The sequence below is a fragment of the Candidatus Kaistella beijingensis genome (assembly GCF_020084865.1).
GTDB lineage: Bacteria > Bacteroidota > Bacteroidia > Flavobacteriales > Weeksellaceae > Kaistella > Kaistella beijingensis.
In genome coordinates this window covers 2,310,017-2,333,203 of record NZ_CP071953.1, presented here as the reverse complement: position 1 = coordinate 2,333,203, position 23,187 = coordinate 2,310,017, and the positions used below count along the sequence as shown (strand labels likewise).

Annotated in this window: 21 protein-coding genes; 15 read left to right on the top strand and 6 right to left on the bottom strand. The window is 37.1% G+C overall.

Going from position 1 to position 23,187, the window contains the following annotated elements:
• Positions 1-3: 3 nt before the first annotated feature.
• Positions 4-2,523 carry a GIY-YIG nuclease family protein gene (locus J4771_RS10865; RefSeq protein WP_224135025.1) on the top strand — a complete coding sequence of 840 codons (2,520 nt, stop codon included), beginning with the start codon at positions 4-6 and terminating at the stop codon, positions 2,521-2,523.
• Between the two features lie 439 nt (positions 2,524-2,962).
• Here the strand turns inward: J4771_RS10865 and J4771_RS10860 are convergent, their stop codons facing one another.
• Together J4771_RS10860 and J4771_RS10855 are read right to left on the bottom strand one after the other, a co-directional pair.
• Positions 2,963-3,844, bottom strand: a complete 882-nt coding sequence (locus tag J4771_RS10860) for an SDR family oxidoreductase (RefSeq protein ID WP_224135024.1) — start codon at positions 3,842-3,844, stop codon at positions 2,963-2,965.
• 160 nt (positions 3,845-4,004) lie between these two features.
• Positions 4,005-5,339, bottom strand: a complete 1,335-nt coding sequence (locus J4771_RS10855) for a dihydroorotase (protein ID WP_224135023.1) — start codon at positions 5,337-5,339, stop codon at positions 4,005-4,007.
• A 105-nt stretch (positions 5,340-5,444) separates the two neighbouring features.
• On the opposite strand from J4771_RS10855, the gene J4771_RS10850 reads away from it, so the two are divergent.
• The 8 genes from J4771_RS10850 (at position 5,445) to ribA (ending at position 12,376) form a co-directional block, all read left to right on the top strand.
• The gene (locus J4771_RS10850) at positions 5,445-6,890 is read left to right on the top strand and encodes an oligosaccharide flippase family protein (RefSeq protein ID WP_224135022.1); all 1,446 of its coding nucleotides are present in this window, start codon (positions 5,445-5,447) and stop codon (positions 6,888-6,890) included.
• A gap of 54 nt (positions 6,891-6,944) precedes the next feature.
• Entirely contained in the window at positions 6,945-7,970 is a 1,026-nt protein-coding gene (locus J4771_RS10845; protein WP_224135021.1) for a sugar phosphate nucleotidyltransferase, read from the top strand.
• Between the two features lie 106 nt (positions 7,971-8,076).
• Positions 8,077-8,871 carry a DUF4292 domain-containing protein gene (locus tag J4771_RS10840; protein ID WP_224135020.1) on the top strand — a complete coding sequence of 265 codons (795 nt, stop codon included), beginning with the start codon at positions 8,077-8,079 and terminating at the stop codon, positions 8,869-8,871.
• Positions 8,868-10,451: a peptidoglycan DD-metalloendopeptidase family protein gene (locus J4771_RS10835; protein ID WP_224135019.1), complete on the top strand. Its 1,584-nt coding sequence runs from the start codon at positions 8,868-8,870 to the stop codon at positions 10,449-10,451. Before J4771_RS10840 ends, J4771_RS10835 begins: the two co-directional genes overlap by 4 nt.
• A gap of 34 nt (positions 10,452-10,485) precedes the next feature.
• The gene (locus J4771_RS10830) at positions 10,486-10,686 is read left to right on the top strand and encodes a twin-arginine translocase TatA/TatE family subunit (protein WP_224135018.1); all 201 of its coding nucleotides are present in this window, start codon (positions 10,486-10,488) and stop codon (positions 10,684-10,686) included.
• Positions 10,687-10,695: 9 nt separating this feature from the next.
• The gene (locus tag J4771_RS10825; protein ID WP_224135017.1) at positions 10,696-11,310 is read left to right on the top strand and encodes a DUF4254 domain-containing protein; all 615 of its coding nucleotides are present in this window, start codon (positions 10,696-10,698) and stop codon (positions 11,308-11,310) included.
• Complete coding sequence (locus tag J4771_RS10820) at positions 11,303-11,770, top strand: hypothetical protein (RefSeq protein WP_224135016.1); 468 nt, start codon at positions 11,303-11,305, stop codon at positions 11,768-11,770. The genes J4771_RS10825 and J4771_RS10820 overlap by 8 nt, the downstream gene beginning before the upstream one ends.
• A gap of 9 nt (positions 11,771-11,779) precedes the next feature.
• Positions 11,780-12,376 (top strand): GTP cyclohydrolase II, encoded by a 597-nt coding sequence (ribA, locus tag J4771_RS10815; protein WP_224135015.1) that lies wholly within the window; start codon positions 11,780-11,782, stop codon positions 12,374-12,376.
• Positions 12,377-12,444: 68 nt separating this feature from the next.
• Here ribA and deoD read toward each other — a convergent pair whose 3' ends face one another.
• A complete protein-coding gene (gene deoD / locus J4771_RS10810) occupies positions 12,445-13,152 on the bottom strand; it encodes a purine-nucleoside phosphorylase (RefSeq protein WP_224135014.1) in 708 nt (235 codons plus the stop codon).
• A 121-nt stretch (positions 13,153-13,273) separates the two neighbouring features.
• Entirely contained in the window at positions 13,274-13,792 is a 519-nt protein-coding gene (locus tag J4771_RS10805) for a hypothetical protein (protein ID WP_224135013.1), read from the bottom strand.
• A gap of 111 nt (positions 13,793-13,903) precedes the next feature.
• On the opposite strand from J4771_RS10805, the gene J4771_RS10800 reads away from it, so the two are divergent.
• From J4771_RS10800 to J4771_RS10780, 5 genes are all read left to right on the top strand, one after another.
• Entirely contained in the window at positions 13,904-15,640 is a 1,737-nt protein-coding gene (locus J4771_RS10800; RefSeq protein WP_224135012.1) for a glycoside hydrolase family 3 protein, read from the top strand.
• A gap of 139 nt (positions 15,641-15,779) precedes the next feature.
• Positions 15,780-16,193: a GxxExxY protein gene (locus J4771_RS10795; RefSeq protein ID WP_224135011.1), complete on the top strand. Its 414-nt coding sequence runs from the start codon at positions 15,780-15,782 to the stop codon at positions 16,191-16,193.
• A gap of 284 nt (positions 16,194-16,477) precedes the next feature.
• Positions 16,478-17,611, top strand: coding sequence for an N-acetyl-alpha-D-glucosaminyl L-malate synthase BshA (bshA, locus tag J4771_RS10790; RefSeq protein ID WP_224135010.1), 1,134 nt, complete (start codon positions 16,478-16,480; stop codon positions 17,609-17,611).
• 75 nt (positions 17,612-17,686) lie between these two features.
• Complete coding sequence (locus J4771_RS10785) at positions 17,687-18,955, top strand: DUF2851 family protein (RefSeq protein ID WP_224135009.1); 1,269 nt, start codon at positions 17,687-17,689, stop codon at positions 18,953-18,955.
• A 51-nt stretch (positions 18,956-19,006) separates the two neighbouring features.
• Entirely contained in the window at positions 19,007-19,489 is a 483-nt protein-coding gene (locus J4771_RS10780; protein ID WP_224135008.1) for a hypothetical protein, read from the top strand.
• An 83-nt stretch (positions 19,490-19,572) separates the two neighbouring features.
• Here the strand turns inward: J4771_RS10780 and J4771_RS10775 are convergent, their stop codons facing one another.
• Both J4771_RS10775 and J4771_RS10770 read right to left on the bottom strand, forming a co-directional pair.
• A complete protein-coding gene (locus tag J4771_RS10775; protein ID WP_224135007.1) occupies positions 19,573-21,414 on the bottom strand; it encodes a monovalent cation:proton antiporter-2 (CPA2) family protein in 1,842 nt (613 codons plus the stop codon).
• Positions 21,411-21,932 (bottom strand): NAD(P)H-dependent oxidoreductase, encoded by a 522-nt coding sequence (locus J4771_RS10770; protein WP_224135006.1) that lies wholly within the window; start codon positions 21,930-21,932, stop codon positions 21,411-21,413. The genes J4771_RS10775 and J4771_RS10770 overlap by 4 nt, the downstream gene beginning before the upstream one ends.
• A gap of 80 nt (positions 21,933-22,012) precedes the next feature.
• Between J4771_RS10770 and J4771_RS10765 the strand changes: the two genes are divergently transcribed.
• Positions 22,013-23,164 carry a hypothetical protein gene (locus tag J4771_RS10765; RefSeq protein ID WP_224135005.1) on the top strand — a complete coding sequence of 384 codons (1,152 nt, stop codon included), beginning with the start codon at positions 22,013-22,015 and terminating at the stop codon, positions 23,162-23,164.
• Positions 23,165-23,187: the final 23 nt, after the last annotated feature.

Here is a 23,187-nt window from a genome sequence, read left to right as displayed (position 1 = left end):
AGTATGCCCACCGAACTTTTTCCCGCCAAACAAATCCCAAGAATATACGCCTACCAAGACAGTCGCTATCCCAATATGCTGAAGGTAGGCTACACCACAAAATCTGCCCAGGAACGAATCAAGGAACAATATCCCGTTAATCTTCCTTCTCAGTCTTATGAGATTGTGCTGGATGAGCTCGCCATTCGCGAAGACGGTACTTTTTTTACAGACAAGGTGATTCACAAACGCCTTAAAAAATGGGAGATCAACAATGCCGCCGGAGAATGGTACAGCTGTGCTAAAGAAGAAGTGCTTGCAAGCATCATCGCCGAACGAAAAGGTATTGAGAACGAACAGAAACGCACCCAAGATTTTAGAATGCGCCCCGAACAAAAGGCAGCAGTAGATAAAACCGCACGATATTTTAAGTCTTTCGAGGACGAAGAAGGCATTATTCCTCATTTTTTGTGGAATGCCAAAATGCGTTTCGGGAAAACCTTTGCATCGTATCAGTTGGCAAAAGAAATGGGCTGGAAGAAAATTTTGGTGCTAACCTTCAAACCTGCGGTTCTCAGCGCATGGCGCGAGGATTTGCTTTCGCATATTGATTTCAAAAACTGGCAGTTTGTATCGCAAAAAGACGAAGATTTAAAAGAAAAAGATATCGACCGTAAAAAACCGTTTGTGTACTTCGCCTCGTTTCAGGATGTTTTAGGGAAAGATACCAAAACAGGAGGCATCAAAGTAAAAAACGAATGGATACACAATGAGGAATGGGACTGCGTGATCTTCGATGAATACCATTACGGAGCTTGGCGAGAAAATGCCAAAGACCTTTTCGGTAAAGAAGAAAAGCGGGACTTCGAACAAATAGAAGCCGAGCTGGAAGAAATGGAAATGGATACTCCGGATTATTTCGATGAAAAACTCATCCCGATCAAGACAAGCCATTATCTCTATCTTTCAGGAACGCCGTTCCGCGCTATCGGTTCGGGAGAATTTATTGAAGAACAGATTTTCAACTGGACTTATTCCGACGAACAGAAAGCTAAAGAAGAATGGAAAGGTGATGATAATCCTTATGCTTCACTGCCGCGAATGGTAATGCTGACTTACCAGCTTCCGGAAGAAATACAGCAGATTGCACTGAAAGGTGAATTTAATGAGTTTGATTTGAATTTGTTTTTTTCGGCAGATGGTGAAGGAGTTCGCGCAAAATTCAAATATGAAGATGAGGTACAAAAATGGCTGAACCTGATCCGCGGACAATACACCGAAACTCTGGTAGATGACCTGAAGCTGGGCAAAAAGAAACCACCGATGCCCTATTCTGATATCCGCTTGCTCAATGTACTGCAACATACATTTTGGTTTTTGCCCAATGTAGCATCATGTTTTGCGATGGCAAATCTTTTAGCACAGCCACAAAACACCTACTATCATGATTACGAAGTTGTAGTTTGCGCAGGCAGTGCAGCCGGTATTGGAGTAGAAGCACTTGTGCCGGTGAAAAAAGCAATGGGCGAACCCCTGAAAACGAAAACAATTACGCTGTCTTGCGGAAAATTGACGACCGGTGTTTCCGTAAAACCCTGGACTGGGATTTTTATGCTGAGAAATTCTTCAAGTCCCGAAACTTATTTTCAGGCAGTTTTCCGTGTACAAACACCATGGACAGTGAAGAACCCCGACAAAAATTCACCCAACAGCGAGGAGATCATTAAACACGAATGTTATGTTTTCGATTTTGCACCAACAAGAGCGTTAAGCCAAGTTGCATCATATAGTAATCAGCTTGATATAAACCCAAATGCAAATCCCGAAACCAAAGTTGCAGATTTCATTAAGTTTTTGCCCATCCTTGCTTATGACGGCAGCAGTATGAAGGAAGTGGATGCTGCGGAAATCCTTGACATTGCAACAAGCGGAACTACGGCGACACTTCTTGCCAAACGCTGGGAAAGCGCCTTGCTAGTAAATGTGGATAACGTAACGCTGCAAAGACTTTTAAACAATGCTCAAGCAATGGAGGCGTTAAGTAATATTGAAGGATTCCGCTCTTTAAATCAGGAAATTGAAACGATCATCAATAAATCTGAAGCAGTGAAAAAAGCGAAGAAAGAAGCTTCGGTCAAGGGCGAAGAATTATCAGCTAAAGAGAAGCGAGAACTTACGGCTGAGGAAAAGGAAACCAAAAGTTTGCGAAAGCAAATTCAGGAGAAACTGATTAAGTTTGCAACAAGAATACCTGTATTTATGTATCTAACCGATTTTCGGGAGCATACGCTGAAAGATGTGATTACCAAATTGGAACCCGAACTTTTTAAAAGAGTTACAGGTCTCACGGTAAATGATTTTTCGTTGCTGGAACGTTTGGGTGTTTTTAATGGAGCATTGATGAACGACGCTGTTTTCAAATTTAAACGATACGAAGATTCCAGTTTGAACTATACCGGCATCGATCGCCATCACGAAACCGTTATCGGCGGATTTGACACGACCAAACCAGTTAGAGATTTTGAAGAAATGAGATCGTCGTAGATAATTCCCCTTTGCAACATTGAAACCTACATCCCCAAAAATTTTTTTTCGCTATATTCGTAGTAGAATTTCAGAATTCTAAAAACCGCTTCACTCAATGGGGTCCACAATATCTGCTACGGTAGATTCCTTGCATTGGGTTTTGCGTAGATATAGTTCTTAGTTTTTTCGTTCAATCGCAATTTGGGATTACAAGTTCTTCTGCGGAAGTCGCCTTGAAATTGCAACCACTCGGAGTTACTGCTCCGTTTATTAAATTTATTATTTGGCGGAGATTAATTTTCCGCCATTTTTTTCTGCGAGGTATTAGTTTTAACTACTTTAACTCAACTATTGAGCAATTAAAATGTCTTCCAATAGTTTGTTTTCGATACGATCATCCTGATAAGTGCTCAACATCTTCACGCTTTACAACATTGCACAAGATTTTAGCTGATCATCACTGTGATTTTTTTGCCTTAATCATTGCTTCCAACATATCCCACATTTCCTGCGGAATTTCCTCCAACATATTGAATTCTCCTGCACCTTGAAGCCATTCTCCGCCATCAATAGTTACAACTTCTCCATTTACATAAGCTGAAAAATCAGAAACCAAATACGCCGCAAGATTCGCTAACTCCTGATGTTCGCCAACTCGCCTTAAAGGAACTTTTTTTCTCATATCGAATTTTTCCGCCAAATTTCCGGGCAATAATCTTTCCCATGCTCCTTTTGTAGGAAACGGACCCGGTGCGATGGCGTTGAAACGAATTCCGTATTTCGCCCACTCAACCGCTAAACTTCTCGTCATCGCGAGAACGCCCGCTTTTGCACATGCAGAAGGAACTACATACGCAGAGCCGGTCCATGCATAAGTAGTGACAATATTTAAAACGGTTCCTGGAATTTTATTTTCAATCCAATATTTTCCGATGGAAAGGGTACAATTTTTTGTTCCCTTTAAAACGATATCTAAAATAGAGTCGAAAGCAGAATGCGTCAATCTTTCCGTTGGTGAAATAAAATTTCCCGCCGCATTATTTAGTAAAATATCGATTTTACCAAATTCCTTTATTGCGGCTTCTTTCATTGCTTCCACTTCATCCCAATTTCTAACGTCGCAGGAAACACAAAGCACTTTTCCGCCTGTTTCTTCCTCCAATTCTTTTGCCGTGATTTGTAATTTTTCAAGATTTCTAGAGGTGATGACGACTTTCGCGCCGAGTTGCAGAAAATATTTGGTCATGGCTTTTCCAAGTCCGCTTCCGCCTCCTGTTACGATGGCGACTTTATCTTTCAATGCATCTTCGCGAAGCATAGGTTGTGTGTAAATATTCATATTTAGGTTTTTTGTAAAGTTAAGGGAAATAGTTATTTTAAAAAATCTAAAAAGTATGTTGCGAATAAAATGAAGCGATTCAGACTTTTTGAAACCTTTTAATACTTTTGATTGAAATTCTTTTCGGCGGCGGCTTCGCCGCCGCCGAAAAGCCCAATAGTTATCTCTCAAACAACAATCTCTCCCCAAACTTTTCTTCAGAAAACTTCCCGTTCTCAAAAACCAAGTTTCCGTTGACAAAAGTGTGCGTTATTTTAGAGTGAAAAGTCATTCCTTCCAACGGACTCCAACCGCATTTGTACAAAATATTTTCTTTTGAGATGGTGAATTCATCATCCAAATCTACCAAAACCAAGTCCGCTTTGAATCCTTCTTTTACAAAGCCACGTTTTTCGATCTGAAAAAGGATTGCAGGATTGTGACACATTTTCTCCACAATTTTTTCTAAAGAAATTTTGCCCTTCTTGAAATGCTCAATCATCGCAACCAAAGAATGCTGAACAAGCGGCGCTCCTGAAGGTGCTTTGGTGTAAACATTTTGTTTTTCTTGCCAAGTGTGTGGAGCGTGGTCGGTTGCAACGATATCAATTCTATCATCCAAAAGCGCTTCCCAAAGTCCAACTTTATCTTTTTCTGTTTTTACGGCGGGGTTCCATTTGATTAAAGTTCCTTTTGTTTCGTAATCTTCATTTGTAAAAGTGAGGTGATGTACGCAAACTTCTGCGGTGATTTTTTTATCTTTTAAGGGAATATTGTTTTGAAAAAGCTCCGTTTCTTTTGCCGTAGAAACATGGAAAATATGCAGCCTCGCTCCTGTTTTTTTTGCAAGTTCAACTGCTTTTGATGAAGAAAGATAACAAGCTTCTTCACTTCGAATCAAATGATGGTACATCATCGGAATATCTTCGCCGAATTTTTCCTTGTAGATTTCGGTATTCTTTCTAATGGTAGATTCATCTTCACAATGAACCGCGATAAGCATTTTGGTTTTGCTGAAAATATTTTCTAAAGTTTCGGGATTATCAACCAACATATTTCCTGTCGATGAACCGAGAAAAAGTTTAATTCCCGCCACATTTCTCGGGTTTGTTTTTAAAATTTCTTCAAGATTATCATTCGTTCCGCCCATCATAAAGGAGTAATTGGCGAAGGATTTTTCAGACGCAATTTGATATTTTTCTTCCAAAAGTTCTTTGGTAACTGCATTTGGAACCGTGTTCGGTTGCTCGATGAAACTTGTAACGCCACCTGCAATTGCTGCTCTCGATTCACTTTCTATATCACCTTTGTGAGTAAGTCCAGGTTCGCGAAAATGTACTTGGTCGTCAATAATCCCAGGCAAAAGATATTTTCCTGATGCATCAATAATTTTATCAGCACCTTCTTCAGAAATATTTTTTGAGATTTTTGAAATGAGGTCTTTTTCAATCAACAAATCACTCTCAAAAATTTGATTTTCATTGACGATTTTGGCATTTTTAATAAGGATTTTCATTCGCTTTCGATTTCTACAAATTTAGATTTTATTGATGGCAATTTCAAATCTCGTACTTCAAATCTCAAATCTATTTATTTACCTTTGCGGAAAATATTTCAAAAATTGTATAAGAAATTACTCGGACAAACGGCGATTTATGGATTAAGCACCGTAATTATACGCCTGTTCCCCTTTATAATCAGTCCGTTTGTAACGCATGCGTTCGGTCCGAAAGCGTTGGCTCCGTTCATCGACTTCTATTCGGTTGCAGGAATCATCATCGTATTGCTTTCGCACGGAATGGAAACCACTTTTTTCCGTTTTGCAGAGAAAGAAGATAACAGCACAAAACTGATTTCCACGGCGACTTTAAGTGTAGTCGGAGCATCGTTTCTCTTCATGCTGTTCTGTTATATTTTCCGACAGGATTTGGCGATTGCGTTCAAAACTCCCGATCAAGTTGATTTATTGACAATGATGCTTATCGTTCTAGGATTGGACGGACTTTCAACGATGCCTTTCGTTATTTTAAGAAAAACAGGACGGCCAAAAAAATATGCAATAATTAAAATCATTAATGGCGTCGTGAATTTCTTACTGGTCGTTTTATTCATCGTGGTTTTACCAAGGTTAGGCGACAAAGGAATTCTCGGCTTTACTTATAATAAAGATTTCGGAATCGGTTATGTTTTTGTGGCGAATTTGGTTGCAAGTGCCGTTACTTTTTTATTGCTTTTTCAAGAATTAAAATCCGTGAGGTTTTCCGCTTTTAGTTGGGACTTGTGGAAACAGATGATGAAATATTCTTGGCCAATTACGATTGCAGGTTTAGCCGGAGTCATCAACGAAACGATGGACAGACAGTTTTTAAAATATCTCCTTCCCGATGGAATCAACACGGAACAAATGGCGATTTATGGCGCAGTCTGCAAAATCGTGACTTTTTTGACTTTATTCAGACAGGCCTATCTTTTAGGAATTGAGCCTTTTTTTTTCTCCCACGCAAAAAATGAAAATTCGGGACAATCCTACGCGAAACTGATGGATATGTTCGTGATTGTGAACAGCGTAATTTTACTCGCACTTTGTGCCAATTTAGATTGGTTGGGAAAACTTTACCTTTCAAATCCTGCCTATAACGAAGGAATTCCAATTGTGCCTATTGTTTTGATGGCGGCAGTTTTTCTTGGAATTTATTTGAACATGTCGGTTTGGTACAAACTTTCAGACAAAACCATTTTCGGTGCATATCTTTCCATTTTAGGAGCGGCGGTTACGATTGTCATTAACTTTTATTTCATTCCAAAATACGGATATTGGGCTTCAACTTGGGCAACTTTCTTTAGTTACTTTTCAATGATGACGGTTTCCTATTTTCTTGGGCAATATTTTTATCCCGTTCCTTACCACATGAAGAAAATTTTGGGTTATTTGGGATTGAGTATTTTGTTTTCCGTACTTTCTTATTATGTCTTTAAAGGAAACTTAATATTAGGAAACCTATTATTAATCATATTTTTAGCAATTGTTTTCTATTTTGAAAAAGATACCTTGCGAAGATTGCGATGAAGCTGACTTTAATTTAATAAATTTGCAAATAAGACTAAGAAATAAAACTCTGATATGAAAATAATCGTTCCGATGGCGGGAAGAGGTTCCCGATTGAGACCACACACTTTAACTGTTCCAAAACCATTAATCCCGATCGCAGGAAAACCGATTGTACAAAGATTGGTTGAAGACATTGCCAAAGTTGCAGGCGAAAAAATTGACGAAATCGCTTTTATTATCGGAGATTTCGGACCTGAAGTGGAAGCGTCTTTAATTCAGATTGCTGAAAAATTGGGCGCAAAAGGAAGCGTTTACACACAAGATGAACCACTCGGAACCGCACATGCGATTAAATGCGCAGAAAACTCAATGCAGGGCGATGTTGTGGTAGCTTTTGCGGACACTTTATTTAAAGCAGACTTTGTTTTAGATAAAAATTCTGACGGGGTAATTTGGGTGAAAAAAGTAGACGACCCATCTGCTTTTGGTGTTGTGAAATTGGACGATTATGGCTTTATTACTGATTTCGTAGAAAAACCAAAAACTTTTGTTTCGGATCTGGCGATCATTGGAATTTATTATTTCAGTTCTGCAGAAAAATTAATGGCCGAAATTAATTATATCATGACCAATGACATAAAGCAAGGTGGTGAATATCAATTAACTACCGCTTTGGAAAACCTTCGCCAAAAAGGAGCAAAATTCTCCCTCGGAAAGGTTGATGATTGGATGGATTGCGGAAACAAAAACGCAACCGTGGAAACCAACGGAAAAGTTTTGGAGTATGAAAGAGCAGAATTCTCGCAATTTCCTGCTTCTGCAAAAATTGAAAACTGTTTGATTATTCCACCTTGTTTTATTGGGGAAAATGTAGAAATTTCCAACTCTAAAATTGGACCTAAAGTTTCTATTGGAAATAATACGAAAGTTGTAAATTCAAATATTGACAACTCATTAATTCAAGAAAACACCGTAATTGATCACGGAAATTTGAGCAATTCCATGATTGGAAATTCTGCACAATATTTCGGCGTTGCGCGTGAAATTTCACTTGGCGACTATTCTGTTTTAGATTTTTTATCAAAAGACGGAAATTAATTAAAGATTTTAATCAAAATACAACGAACCGAGCCACACAAAACAATTTGTGTGGTTTGGCGTTAATATTGCAAAGTTTCTCGCAGAATCTTTTAAGAACAAGAAAATGAAAAATATTATTTTAGCAGTCGCAGCAATGGTTTTAATGGTGTCGTGTAAAACGAAATCCGCTGTAAATAATCCAATAAGTACAACGACTCCTATCACTTCAAACAGCGCTTTTTTTAAAAAAATTAAAGAGCAGCCTAACTTTCAGCAACTTAAAATTAGTTCAAAAGTGAATGTTGAAGGCAATAGTTTTATCCCAACTTTAGACGCCACCATTTACATCGAAAACGGACAAAAAGTTTGGATGAACATGATTGCAGTGATCTTAAACGTTGGTCGTGGGGTTGCCACTCCAAGCGGAATTAAAGGCTACGAAAAATGGAACAAAACCTATATCGAATCCGACTTTACTTATCTTAATAATTTGATGAACGTTAACTTTATCGATTATAATGCATTACAGAATTTGTTGATGGGAAAAACGTTCATTCCCGTAAATGAAAAAGATTTTGTTTTGACTAAAAATGCGCAAGGTTATAACTTAAGCTCAACCAAAAATCTTATATTTAAAAACAACGGGGAAACTTCGGAATATCATGTTTCCATCGATTATTCCAACGATTTTGATTTGACGAGAGTAAACATGAAAGACACGAAATCTGCCGACAATTTGGAGGTTTCTTATGCAAACTACATCGACTTCAATACTATTAAACTCCCAAAAAACGTTAAAATAATTATAAAAGGGTCAAAAACAAGCCAAATTTTAATGGAAAACACGAAATTTGACAGTTCTAAAATGGAGACTCCGTACTCCGTCCCAAATAATTATACGAAAACTGAGATTAGATGATTAAGAAATTAAGCGTTTTAATAGGAATTTTGCTGTTTGGAGTTTTTTCTGCCCAAAAGAAAGAGCAGCTTCAAAAGCAAAATGCCGAACTCAAAAAACAAATCGCGGCAATTAACGCAAACCTTGCAAAAACTCAGCAACAGTCAAAACTTTCCCTAGCTTACCTCAACGATGTGAATAAGAAAATTCAACTTCGCGAGAAAGTATATACCAATACCCAAAAAGAAAAACGGTTGATAGAAGACGACATCTATTTGCGTCAGCTCGAAATTAATCGCCAAAACCGAGAACTTGCAGTTTTGAGAAAAAACTATGCAGAAGTTTTGGTTAAAGCCTATAAAAATAAAGGCGTTCAGAATAAGGTAACTTTCATTTTATCCTCAAAAAACTTGGGTGAAGCGCTAAGAAGAGTTCAATATTTAAAGGATTATTCTGATTATCAGGATAAAAAAGCGGCGGAAATTTCCGATGCTGCGAAAAAACTTTTACAGAATGTTGCCCTAAAGCAAAAATCAGTAAAAGACAAGGAAACGATTTTAAGCAACCAGCAAAAAGATTTGCTCACCATTGAAGCCGAAAGAAAACAGAAGGAAAGCCTGTTGGAAGAATTTAAGAAAAATGAAGTTCAGCTCACTGCTGAACTCAGACAAAAGCAGACAGAATCTAAGAAATTAGAAGCTCAAATCCGTTCCATCATTGCGGAAGAAATTAGAATCGCAAAAGCGAAGGAAGAAGAAAACCGAAAAATAGAAGCCGAAAAAATTCGTCTTGCAAAAATCGCCGCAGAACGCGAAAAAGCAAGAATCGAAGCTGAAAACAAAGCAAGACTTGAAGCACTTGCGCTTGCAAAAAAGAAAGCAGATGAAGAAGCAAAACGTCTAAAAGATATTGCCGATAAAAAAGCTGCAGAAGAAGCGGAACGCGCAAAAATAGCCGCCGCTGCAGATGCCAAAAAAACGGAAGACGCAAAAAGAGCCGCAGATGCAGAAAAAGCAGAAGCAAGAAGATTAGCCGCAGCTAAGGAAGCAGCAGATGCCGCAGCAAACGCAAAAGTCGCTGCAGACAAAGCTGCTGCTGCAAGAGCTGCAGAAGCCACCTTAGCCAAGAAAAACGACGACGACAAAAAAGCAGCTGAAACAAAAGCGATGACCAATTTCGGAGTCACTGCCGCAGTGGGAAACAACTTTGCAGCTAACCGGGGAAGAATGGGAATGCCTGCTTACGGAACAATCACCCACCGATTCGGAAGACAGCCACATCCTGTTTTCAAAAATATCGTGGAGGAAAATAACGGTATTAAAATCGCAGTTGCAAAAGGTACGGTTGCCAAATGTATCGCACCAGGAACCGTTTCCCGAGTAATCGCTTCTGGTGACGGCTTGAAAACTGTGATTGTGAAACATGGCGATTATTTCACAATTTACGCAAACCTTGCAACCACGATGGTTTCGGCAAACCAACAAGTTTCGGCAGGAACTTCTATCGGAAGTGTCGGCGAAGATTTTGACGGAAGCTATACCCTCGATTTCCAAATTTGGAACGGAAGCAATCCGGTGGATCCGCTTGGTTGGGTGAACTAAAAAAAATACTTTAACTTTACAGAAAATTTTAGAAATGGAAACATTAACAATAATGGCGCTTTCTTGGCAGCATCTATTAATTGTAGCTATTCTTTTGCTCGTACTTTTCGGCGGAAAGAAAATCCCCGAAATGATGCGCGGATTAGGTTCCGGAATTAAGGAATTTAAAGATGCCGTGAAAGAAGAAGACAAAAAACCGGAAGAACCAAAAAGCAATTCAGGTACCACGAACTAAATCGCTGCTATGAGTTTTACTGATCAAGCCTGGGAAATTTTTAACGCTTCAATTTCAGATTATCACATTAACGATCATGTAGATACACCGATAAAAAACCCTTTCGAAAGTGAGAGTTTGGAACGGCTTTTGTACGCAAAAAACTGGATTGATACCGTTCAATGGCATTTGGAAGATATTATTCGCGACGAAAATATTGACCCAACTGAAGCTTTGAAATTAAAAAGAAGAATAGACTCCTCTAATCAGCAAAGAACTGACTTGGTGGAGTTTATCGACAGTTGGTTCCTACAGAAATACGAAAATATCGCTCCAAATTCGGATGCAAAAATCAACACTGAAACTCCAGCTTGGGCAGTGGACAGATTATCGATTTTGGCCTTAAAAGTTTATCACATGTCGCTCGAAGCCAACAGAACTTCAGCTGATGAAGAACACAGACAGAAATGTTCAGATAAATTAAATGTGTTGCTCGAACAAAAGAAAGACTTGTCAGAAGCAATAGATCAATTGATTTTTGATATTGAGAACGGTAAAGTTAAGATGAAAGTTTACAAGCAGATGAAGATGTATAATGATGAAAGTCTTAATCCGGTCCTTTATCAAAATCAGAAAAATGGGTAAAAATAACCTAATTTATATTTTAGCAATTCTTCTTACGACATCTTGCTCTGTCGAAAAATTTAATCTGTCACCTGTTAGTGATATTACTTCGGAAACTAACAGCAAAAATGCTACGGTAACATACGGCAGCAAGAAAAGCCAAATCATCTACTCCTCTGAAATTTCAAATTTAGTATCCACTTTTCCGAAGTTTAGAAATGATGCAGTTAACACTGAAGTGGCCAATTTGAAATATCATCTGAAGGAATATGTCGGTGCAATGGAAGCCTACAACATCAACGGTTTAAACGCTGCGCAAAGAAAATTTCAAAAATCTTATAAGAAACTTCAGAATTTGCGAAAGTATCTCAATGCTGATGATGACCAGGTTTTAAATCGTTATCTTGTAAGAATCAAAACCAATATGACCCTTTTGGAGAGTAATATTGTAAAGGATTCCCTTTCCACCACCAAAAACTAATTTTTATCCATGTTAAAAAAACAGGCGGAAGCCAATGTTCCAACCGAACACGGAAATTTCCGTTTCATCGCCTTCTCCGAAAATGAAAGTGATTGGATGCCGCACATGGCAATTATTGCGGAAAATACCGATTTTTCACGACCTGTAAATGTTCGTTTTCACTCAGAATGTATTACCGGCGAAGTTTTTCATTCCAAAAAATGTGAGTGTGGACAACAGTTGGATGCCGCTATGAAGTACATGCACGAAAATGGTGGAATCATCGTTTATCTTCGGCAGGAAGGTAGAAATATAGGGATTATAAACAAATTGAAAGCATACGCTCTTCAAGAAAAAGGTTTAGACACCGTTGAAGCAAACGTAAAATTGGGACTTCCTGCAGATGATAGAGATTTTGCAGCCGCGATCGAAATCCTGAATTTATTGGAGGTGAAAGAAGTAAATCTATTAACCAACAATCCTGAAAAGCTGAAAATTGTAAGAAACAGCAATATTCACCTCAACAAAAGAATACCTATTCAGATTCATTCTACGTCCGAGAGCAAAGGCTATCTCGAGGTAAAGAAAAATTATTTCGGACATCTTTTAGATGATGAAAATAATTAGTTGGTGTAAATCATAAAAAAATCTTCTTTGTATAAAAGAAGATTTTTGTATTAGTTAAAGTTTGATTTTTACATTTTCAAAGCAGACTGCAAAGCAAGTTCAATCATTGTCTTTAAAGCCTTTTCTCTTTGATCCGCAGAAATCTGCTCTTGAGTAGGGATCACATCAGAAACTGTAAGAATTGCCGCTGCGTTTTTTCTTAAATATTTTGCATTGGCAAAAAGAGCAAATGCTTCCATTTCTACTGCAGAACAATTATATTTTTCAGCAATTGCAGGAATTCCCTCATCTTTTCTGTAGAAAATATCACTGGTGTGAATATTTGTAGATTTTATTTCTAAAGATAAATCTTTTGCGGTTTCATTAATTAGGTTAAATGAACTGCCCTGACTTGGAAGAAGCTCCTCCTCAAATCCCCACGCAAATTTTCCGTACGTTGATTCGCTTGCCGCATTTTCAACATTTAATACCTCAAACAATTTTAAATCCGTCGTGTAAGCACCGCAAGTCCCAATTCGAATAATGGTATCCACTTCATATTCTGTAAAAAGTTCAAAGGAATAAATTCCAATGCTTGGAATTCCCATTCCACTCGCTCCTACCGAAATTTCTTTTCCATTGTAAAGCCCAGTGAAATAAAAAATATTTCTTGTTTGGCTCACCAGTTTTACATCAGTCAAAAAATTGTCCGCAATATATTTGGCACGAAGTGGATCTCCTGGCTGCAAAACAATCTTTGCGATTTCTCCCTTCTTAGCGGCGATATGTACACTCATATTCATTAAAATTTTAAAAAATAAAATTACATCATTTCCTGCACATTTGAAAATAAAAAAACAGAGAAACCTGCAGAAAAATCCGCAGGTTTCAAAGAGGTATATATGAAGTTTTGAATGATTAGAATCCTTTTACATGGGAGTCATCAAGATTATAGAAACGAATCACACTGTTGTAGTCTCTGTAATCTACATTGGCATTTTTACCCTGTGAAGCTGGTACAAGTACAACTCTGAATTGTTGGTTGTTCAGGAAAGTTGTAGCTTCTGCAGCAGTCATGGTTGCCTGGTCAAAGTTTGCCTCTGTAAAAATCTCCAAATTGGTGGTGTTAAAAAGAAAATTGTAATCCAGTTCGCGGCTGTTACTTAAGTATTCTGTCTTTGGAAGAAGTTGCCAAACAGCTCCATTAGAATTCCCCGAGTTGATGTTTCGGTAAACCAAAACAACATCTGTTGTTTGTATGTTAATACCCTGACTTATCGTATACTGATTCGCAGCATTAAAAGTTCCGCGAATATCCCTCATCATAGGATAAGTGTCATTGTCCGTTTGTTGCACCACTTCAGTGCTTCGGTCGCAACTTACAGTAGTACCTAAAGTTGCGAATGCCATTAAAGAAAGAAAAAGATATTTTTTCATTTTACTGCTTTTAAATGTTTAATTATATATAATGTTTCAAGATGTATGCCAATAAATAGCAAGTTTTAAAGTTTAAAAATTGTATTTTTGTTCAATACCATAATTTAGATAATGAAAAATTTCAAAAGTCAAATTGCACTTCTATTTATTTTAATATTTTCTTTAAAATCCACAGCACAATATCAACCGAAAAACCTATCAAAATCAGATTTGAAAAAGGCGAATGACTGGGTTGATAAAACATACAGTTCTCTATCGCAAGATGAAAAATTAGGACAACTTTTTATTGTTGCACTATATACCAACAAAGGAGAAGACTTCATTAATAATGTAAGAAATATAGTCATTAATGAAAAAATTGGCGGAATTATTTTAATGCAGGACGATGCGGAGAGGGAAATTAATCTAGTCAATGAATTTCAGTCGAAATCAAAAGTTCCATTAATGATTGGGATGGATGCAGAATGGGGACTTTACCAAAGAATTGCAACGGCCCGCAAATTTCCTTGGGCGATGACTTTGGGAGCGATTCAGGACAAAAACTTAATTAAAGAAATGTCCGCAAAAATTGCCGAAGATTGTCACAGAATGGGCATCAATTGGGATTTTGCACCTGTTGTTGACGTGAACACGAACCCAAATAATCCTATTATCGGTAATAGAAGTTTCGGTTCGGAAGTTCAAAATGTGGTGAATTCTGCAATGGCTTATTCCAACGGACTTCAGGACAACAATGTTTTGGCTGCAATCAAACATTTTCCGGGACATGGCGACACCAATACCGATTCGCATTTGGATTTACCTGAAGTGTCCCACGATTTGAAAAGATTGAATGAAGTAGAACTCGCTCCTTTCAAAGCATTGATGGATAAAGGAATTGGAGGAGTGATGGTCGCTCATCTATACGTTCCAAGTTTGGAAAGCGCTAAAGGAATTCCTGCATCGGTTTCAAAAAATATTATTACCGGACTTTTAAAAGAAAAATTCGGTTATAAAGGTTTGATTATTACCGACGCCTTAAATATGGGAGCCGTTGCAAAACGATATAAACCGGGAGAATTGGATGCGCTCGCTTTCAAGGCTGGAAACGACATCATGCTTTTTTCTGATGGCGTGAAAGAAGGAAAACGTCTGATTCAACTGGCAATTGATAATAAAGAAATTTCACAAAATCGTGTGGAAGAAAGCGTAAAGAAGATTCTTTTGACCAAATATTTTTTAGGTTTAAACCAATATGAACCAAAAAATCCTGAAAATATTAATGCTGACTTAAACAACGATTCGCACAAACAAATCGTGCAGAAAATGTATTCCAATGCGTTGACGTTGTTGAAGGACGATAAAAAGCTTCTGCCACTGAACTGCAAAGAGACCTATTACTACGTTCCTTTGGAAGAAGCGCCATATCAAACATTCCTCGACACGATGAATCTGAATACCACGTTGATTGTTAAAAAACCATCAGAAATCTCCACAATTCCTGCAAATTCAAAAGTGATTGTTGCTTTTCACAAGGATAATTCTACCGCTTATAAACCTTATAAAATTTCAGATTCAAGCAAAAAAATCTTGTCGGATTTAAGTAAAAATCAGAATGTGATTCTGAATGTTTTTGGTTCTGCCTATGCTTTGAAAGATGTGGATATTTCTAAAGTTTCTACCGTTCTGGTTGCTTATGAAAATAATGACGATTCGATGACGGCGACTGCAAAAGCATTGAACGGAAAAACAAAAATTTGGGGCAGACTTCCGGTTTTAGTCAATGACAAACTGAAAGCTGGAATGGGAATGGATTTGAATGAATCGGTGAGAACGAATTTGAAAAATTCTAAAAAAGTGGTAGAGTAAATAAATTTAACCACAAAAGGCACAAAAGTTTTTATTGGACGTTTATGCTGCAAACTTTTCCGCAAATAATGCACAAAAGTTGAAAATCAAAGATTTTCAATTGCCGTACAAATCAAACTCCGTTTTAAAAATTGAAGACATGAATGTGACAAAATCGTATCTAAAAGATTTAACTTACAAAATAAACGGTGCTTGTATTGAGGTTCATAAAATAATGGGACCCGGTTTGCTTGAAAGCGTTTATCATAAATGTCTTGAGCAAGAATTCAAATTGCAGGGAATTAATTTTAGGTCTCAATTTCATATACCTGTAATTTACAAAGGAATTACAGTTGATAACGATTATCGTTGTGACTTTTTAATCGAAGATTTAATTGTTTTGGAAATAAAAAGTGTTTCGGAATTTAATCCGATTCACCGTGCAAAAGTGATTCATTATATTAACTTACTACAAAAACCTAAAGGAATTTTAGTCAATTTCAATGTAGAAAAAATTTATCCTGATGGACAAGAAACCTTTGTCAATAAATATTTTGAGCAATTACCACATTGATTATTTGTTAAACAATAGTTGTTAAAAAATAATAACCACGAAAGGCACAAAAGATTGGTTCTCAAAAAAAATCTTTGATTTTTTTCTTTTGTGTTTTTTAAAAATAGCAGACTTTATATAACAAAATAATAGTAGCAAAATTCTTTTGTGCCTTTTGTGGTTTAAAAAGTAGAGTTGCAGTAAATACTTTTCAAGCCTTTCGAACACAAAATACCATTATCTTTTGCTTCATTCATCCATTTTATCTTACCTTTAAGAGAAATTTTTCAGTATAAAACAAACACATGAAAATAGGAATCCTCTGTTACCCAACCTATGGCGGAAGTGGCATCGTTGCTACAGAATTAGGCATGTCGCTCGCCAACAAAGGTTACGAAGTTCACTTCATCAGTTCCGCACTTCCTGCACGACTCGACATCACGAATCCGAATATTTTTTTCCATAAAGTGAATGTTCAGACGTACCCGCTTTTCCAGTATCAACCGTATGATATTGCGCTTTCGTCGATGATTTATCGCGTGGTAAATTTATACAAACTCGATTTGCTTCATGCGCACTACGCGATTCCGTACGCTTATGCGGCGTTCACTGCTAAACAAATGTTGAAGGAAGAAGGAAAAGACATTCCATTGGTTACAACGCTTCACGGAACGGATATTACTTTGGTTGGTCAACATCCGAGTTATAAACATGCGGTGGAATTCTCTATCAATCAATCAGATACGATTACTTCTGTTTCGGAAAGTTTGAAAAGAGACACGCTGCAATTTTTTAAAATCACAAAACCAATCGAAGTCATCACCAATTTCATAGACAATTCAGAATTTGATGAATATGTGGAATGCAGCAGGAAACAGTTTGCAAGTGATGATGAGAAAATCCTGATCCATGTTTCTAATCTTCGTCCTGTAAAGCGTGTGGATGAAGTTTTGCAGATTTTTAAAAATGTAAACTCAAAAGTAAAATCCAAACTGATCATCATCGGTGAAGGACCCGACATGGAAAAAATCAATGAGTTTCTAGAAGACAATCCAGACTTAATCGGCAGAATACGACTTCTTGGTAAAGTAAATGATTTGTATAGAATTCTTCAACTTTCAGATGTTTTCCTACTTCCTTCAGAGCAGGAAAGTTTCGGTTTGGCCGCATTGGAAGCGATGGCTGCAAACACGCCTGTAATTTCTTCTAATGCAGGCGGAATTCCCGAAGTGAATATTCAGGGTGAAACAGGTTATCTCGCAGAAATCGGAAATGTGGATGCAATGAGCAACTACGCCATCAAATTATTGAGCGACGAGCAACTTTTGTCGGAAATGAAGAAAAAGGCAAAAGAACAGGCAATACGATTTGATTTGAAAAATATTTTGCCGCTGTATGAAAAAATGTATGAGGAAACGATAAAACATTTTAGGAAATAGCGCACAGATAACACAGATTTCCACAGAATTTTATTTTTTTTTTCGTGCAAATCTGTGAAATCCGTGAGAAAAAATATGAACGAAAAGTTGCTTCAATATCTTTGGAATTTCAAGATTTTCAAAAATTTTGATTTTAAAGATGTGGATGGAAACCATTTGGAAATTCTCGATTTCGGGAAATGGAACTTCGATTCGGGACCTGATTTTCTTTACAGTAAGATTAAAACGAAAGATTTAGTTTTAGTAGGAAATATTGAGCTTCATGTGAAATCTTCCGACTGGATTTTTCATCAACATTCAGGAAATCCCGAGTTTGAAAATTTAATTCTTCATGCAGTTTTTATTCATGACGTTGAAATTCCAGAATTAAGGGATAAAAATATTCCAACGCTTGAGCTAAAAGAATATATCGACCAATCTTTGCTTTGGAAATATGAGTCGATGCTCAAGGAAAATCAATTTATGCCTTGTGAAAGTATTTTTGATGCGAAGAAAATCCCATTCAACTTTTGGGAAGAGTCTATTTTGAAAAAATTGGACGAAAAATCGATTGAAATTGAAGAATCTTTAAAGAACAATAGAAACAATTACGAAGCAGTTCTCTTTCAAAATTTGTCTTATGCATTTGGATTAAAAGTGAATGCTCCAATTTTCAAACAAATGGCAGAAAGTTTGGATTTCACAACCGTCAATAAAATCCGTCAAAATCAAACGCAACTTGAAGCGTTGTTTTTTGGAATCAGCGATTGGCTAAATCAGCCCCAAGACGATCAAATGAAAATTTGGAAACGTGAATTTGATTTCCTCAACTCTAAATTTGAACTTTCAAAACTTCGTTTCAACCCAAAATTCTCCAAACTTCGTCCACCAAATTTTCCAACGATTCGGCTTTCCCAATTGGCGTCGCTTTATCATTTGAATCAGAATCTGTTTTCCAAATTAATTTCTACGAAAAAGATTGATGAGATTTACGAGATTTTCAAAGAGGTGAAAGCAAGTGAATATTGGAACAACCGTTTTAACTTCGCGAAAATTTCGCCTGTAGATGGGGAGAAATATATAACTAAAGATTTCGTTGACCTGCTTTTAATCAATGCAATTTTGCCGATAAAATACACTTATAACAAAAATGCGGACGAAAACATTAATGATGAAATTTTAGATTTCTATCTAAATATTTCCCCTGAAAAAAACACCATTATCGATGGCTGGAAAATGTTGAAAGTTCCTGTTTTGAACGCTTTGGAAACTCAGGCGCTACTTTTTCATTATAAAAATTACTGCCAAAAGAAAAACTGCCTGAATTGTGGAATCGGATTTCAACTTTTAAAAAAAATAGAATAACTTAGCTGCTTGAGGAATTGTTATTGCTGCAAAATACGTACTTTAAAAATTATGAAAATTCTCACACTCCTTATTTTCACCACTGTATTGGCCTGCAAAAATGACCAGGAAGTGATTTCTGAAAACAAAATTAGCAATGATCAAGAATTGGTTAAAATTGACAGCACTCAAAATCCAGTGATCAAAAATCCAGTCGCTGCGGCAGTTTTTGAAATTGTTCCCCAAGAGATTTCTGCAGGAAAAGGAAGATCAGTTTTTACTCAAAACGGGAAGACTTTGTTCTATATGGAACAAAATTCAAACAAAGGAAATATTAAAATTGACGGGAAAGATTACACTTTAAACATTTACGATTTTAATGAAAACAACTACACGCTTTCAGGAAATGAAGTAAAAATTGAGGCAACAAACGGCGATTTCAAAGATCAAACCGGCGATTGCGTGAATGGGATTTTTCCTGATGTGAAAGTCACTTTAAACGGAAAAGTTTTGAATCTTTCCAACGTAAATGTTCAGGATTGCCCCGATTTCTAAAATTGCTTTAAAATTATGCGATAAGGAAATTGAGATTGTATAATTCACCATTCACAGCGAAGCGAATTCACCATTCACTTTGATCAATTCAAATACTCCTCATTATCATTCCACTGCGACTCGTCAAAACTGTGACTGTCTTCTGCTAAAAGTTTAGCTTCCTGATCCAAAGAATCTTTTAAAGTAAAAGTGACCTGATCTTTCAACTGTTCTTTGGCGAGCTTTCGAACCATTGCTTTATCAATCAGCATAAATCTTCTGCCTAGTCTTCTTGCGGCATAAGCTCGCATTCCCGTTGCCTTTAAAACATCAACTGCCATATCAACAGCGGTCCCAAGAGTTTCCCTGTAAATGTTATCGACCCCGTTATTCAGAAAGTCATAAGCTTCAAGACGGTTTTTTGCACGCACAAAAATTTTCAATTGGGGGAAATTCTTTTTGGCATATTCAAGAATGGAGTAATTACTTTCGAAATTATCGAGACACAAAATGAGCAAATCTGCCGTTTCTGCACCGGCTGAACGCAGCATTCCGGGTTTAGTAGCGTCACCATAATATACCTTAAAACCATTACTTCTTAATAAATTTACTCTTCGCGCGTCATTATCGAGAATCGTTGCTTTAGTTCCTGTCGATCGCAACAACCTTCCGACTGTACTCCCAAAAAAGCCGAAACCCACAATAATAATTCGCTGCTTTTTGATGGGTTCATGACTTTCCGATTCCATATTTTTAACGAAAATCTTTTTAGGCTCGATAAATTTTTCATTAATGATTAAAAGAATAGGAGTTACACACATTGTAATCGCTGTAATCGCCATCAACTGCGCATTAAGTTGCGGACTTAACAAATACAGTTGTGTAGAATAATTCACCAATACAAACGCAAATTCCCCGATTTGCGAAAGTGCGAATGCTACCAAGAAATTCTGATCAATTTTAAGTTTAAAGAACTTTCCTATACCGTATAAAACCAATAATTTCACGAGCAGAACCACGATCACCGTTGAGAAGATAAACATCGGATCCTGCATGATGACAAAGAAATTAATCGTAGAACCTACGCTCACAAAAAATACGGCGAGAAGCAATCCTTTGAACGGCTCAATCTGACTTTCCAACTCGTGACGGAATTCAGAATTCGCCAACATCAATCCTGCGAGAAATGCTCCTAAAGCGGGGCTTAATCCAACCGCATACATCAATTCCGAAACTCCGATGACTAAAAATAATGAAGAGGCCGCTAAAAGTTCATTCATTCCCGAACGTGAAACGTAGCGCAGAAAAGGAACGAAAACATATCTTCCTAAAAATATCAAAGCGGCAACGCCGAGAATAATTGAAAACGGCTGCAACCAATCAGGAAGATATTGAAGCAGAATTTGGTTTTCTTCATCCGCAGACTTTTTAGCAATGATCGGAAGCAATGCCAAAATTGGAATCACCGCAATATCCTGAAAAAGCAAAATTGAAAATGATGCTTCTCCTGCCTGTGTACGGAAAATATTTTTCTCCTTCAAAGTCTGCAAAACAATCGCAGTCGAGGAAAGCGCAAAACACAATGCTGCAACCAAAGCCTGATCAGGACGCCATTTTGCCACATAAAAAATCAGGAACAACGAAACGACCGTTAAAACCATCTGACTTAAACCCATCCCGATAATTCGTTTTCGCATCGTCCAAAATTTTCGTGGTTCGATTTCTAAACCTACCAAAAAAAGCAGCATAATCACCCCGAATTCGCCGGCATGCATAATGTCATCCGTATCATTTCCTGTTAACTTTAAACAGAAAGGACCGATGATAATTCCGCCCAAAATATAACCGATCACCGCACTCAATCCTAATTTTCGCACAAGCGGAACCATGATGATTGCGGCACCCAAAAAAATCAATGCGGTGAAGGCGAGTGAAGTTTCGTTCATCTGATTTCAAGTTTCGTTTTAATGGTTTGTGAAATTTCTTTCAACTCATTTTCTTTCAAATCATCTGCGTTGTACAGGGCAAAAAATTCTTTAACCTCAATATTATTAACCTTCAAAGAAAGGGTAAGTTGCTTCATCAATTCGGGAATCGTGGTTCCGTAAACCCCGTCTTTCTGGTAGTATTCTTCTTTTCCGCCAGCGGTTACAATGATTGCGGCATCCTTATTAGTCAAAGGGTGATCTTCGTCGGAAATCCACTTCATATCAAAAACTTCATCAATCCAAAGTTTAAGAAGCGGCGGTAAACCGAACCAAATCAAAGGGAAATGAAAAATTAGCCTCTCGAAGGTGCGGATTCTTTTTCTTTCCCGAAAAGTGGCAATATGAAAGTCGGGATATTCTTCGTACAGGTCTTTGAATTCCAAGTTTTCCACACCGTCGTACATTTTAATTAACTCTAAATTTGCGGTAGAGTATTCAAAATAGGGATGTGCAAAAATGACGAGCGTTTTTTTCAAAGTTTTGAATTTCCATAAAAATACTGAAAAATTTAAAAATATTCGTATTTCCACTGTCAAATATTTCCTATTTTTGAATTATGAAGGCAGTACATGTTGTTTCCGACGAACTTAAAAAGGAATTTCTAGACTTTCCCGCACGACTTTTTCAGAATGACAAAAACTACATCCGTCCTTTAAATAATGATATTGAGGAGATTTTTAATCCGAAACGAAACAAATTTTTCCGCTCTGGTGAATGCGAACGATTTCTTTTTAAAAATGATAAAGATGAAACCGTCGGAAAAGTTGCCGTCTTCATCAACAAAAAATACAAACAAAAGCAAGCAACTGGTGGAATCGGCTTTTTCGATTGTATTAATGATCAAAAAACAGCCGATTTTATATTTGATTTTGCCAAAAATCGTCTTCAAGAAAAAGGCATGGAAGCGATGGATGGACCGATTAATTTCGGGGAACGCGACAAATTTTGGGGACTTTTAATTGAAGGATTTTCTGAACCGCTTTACGGTATGAATTATAATCCGCCCTATTACAGGGAGCTTTTTGAGAATTACGGTTTCCAAATTTATTTTAATCAATTGTGTTTTGGTAGAAAGGTTCACGATGCTGTTGCAGATAATTTTTTGGAAATGCACAAAAGGATTTCTCAAAATAAAAACATTTCCGCCAGACGAATGAAAGTGAAAGATCTGGAAAAATATGCCAAAGATTTTACGGAAGTTTACAACAAAGCGTGGGCTAATCACGGTGAAGGAAAGGAATTGACGAATGCGCAAACTTTTAAACTTTTCAAAACGCTGAAACCGGTCATCAATGAACATATTTCGTGGTTTATTTACGAAAACGAAAAACCGATTGCCATGTGGATGAATATTCCCGACTTGAATCAATGGTTTAAATATTTAAATGGCGAATTTGGATTGCTGCAGAAACTGAAATTTTTATTCTTAAAAAAATTCAAGAAAAATAAAAAAATGGTGGGGCTTGTTTTTGGAATCGTTCCTGAATGGCAACGAAAAGGAATCGATGGTTACATGATTTGGGAAGGCACGAAACATTTCCGCAAAACCACCGATTTTGAAGATTACGAAATGCAGTGGATTGGCGATTTCAACCCAAAAATGATAAAGATTGCCGAAAATTTGGAAACGGTTGTTACGAGAAAATTAGCGACGTACCGTTATTTATTTGATAGAGAAAAAGAGTTTGAAAGACACAAGATACTGTAGAGACCAATCGCAATTCGTTGGCA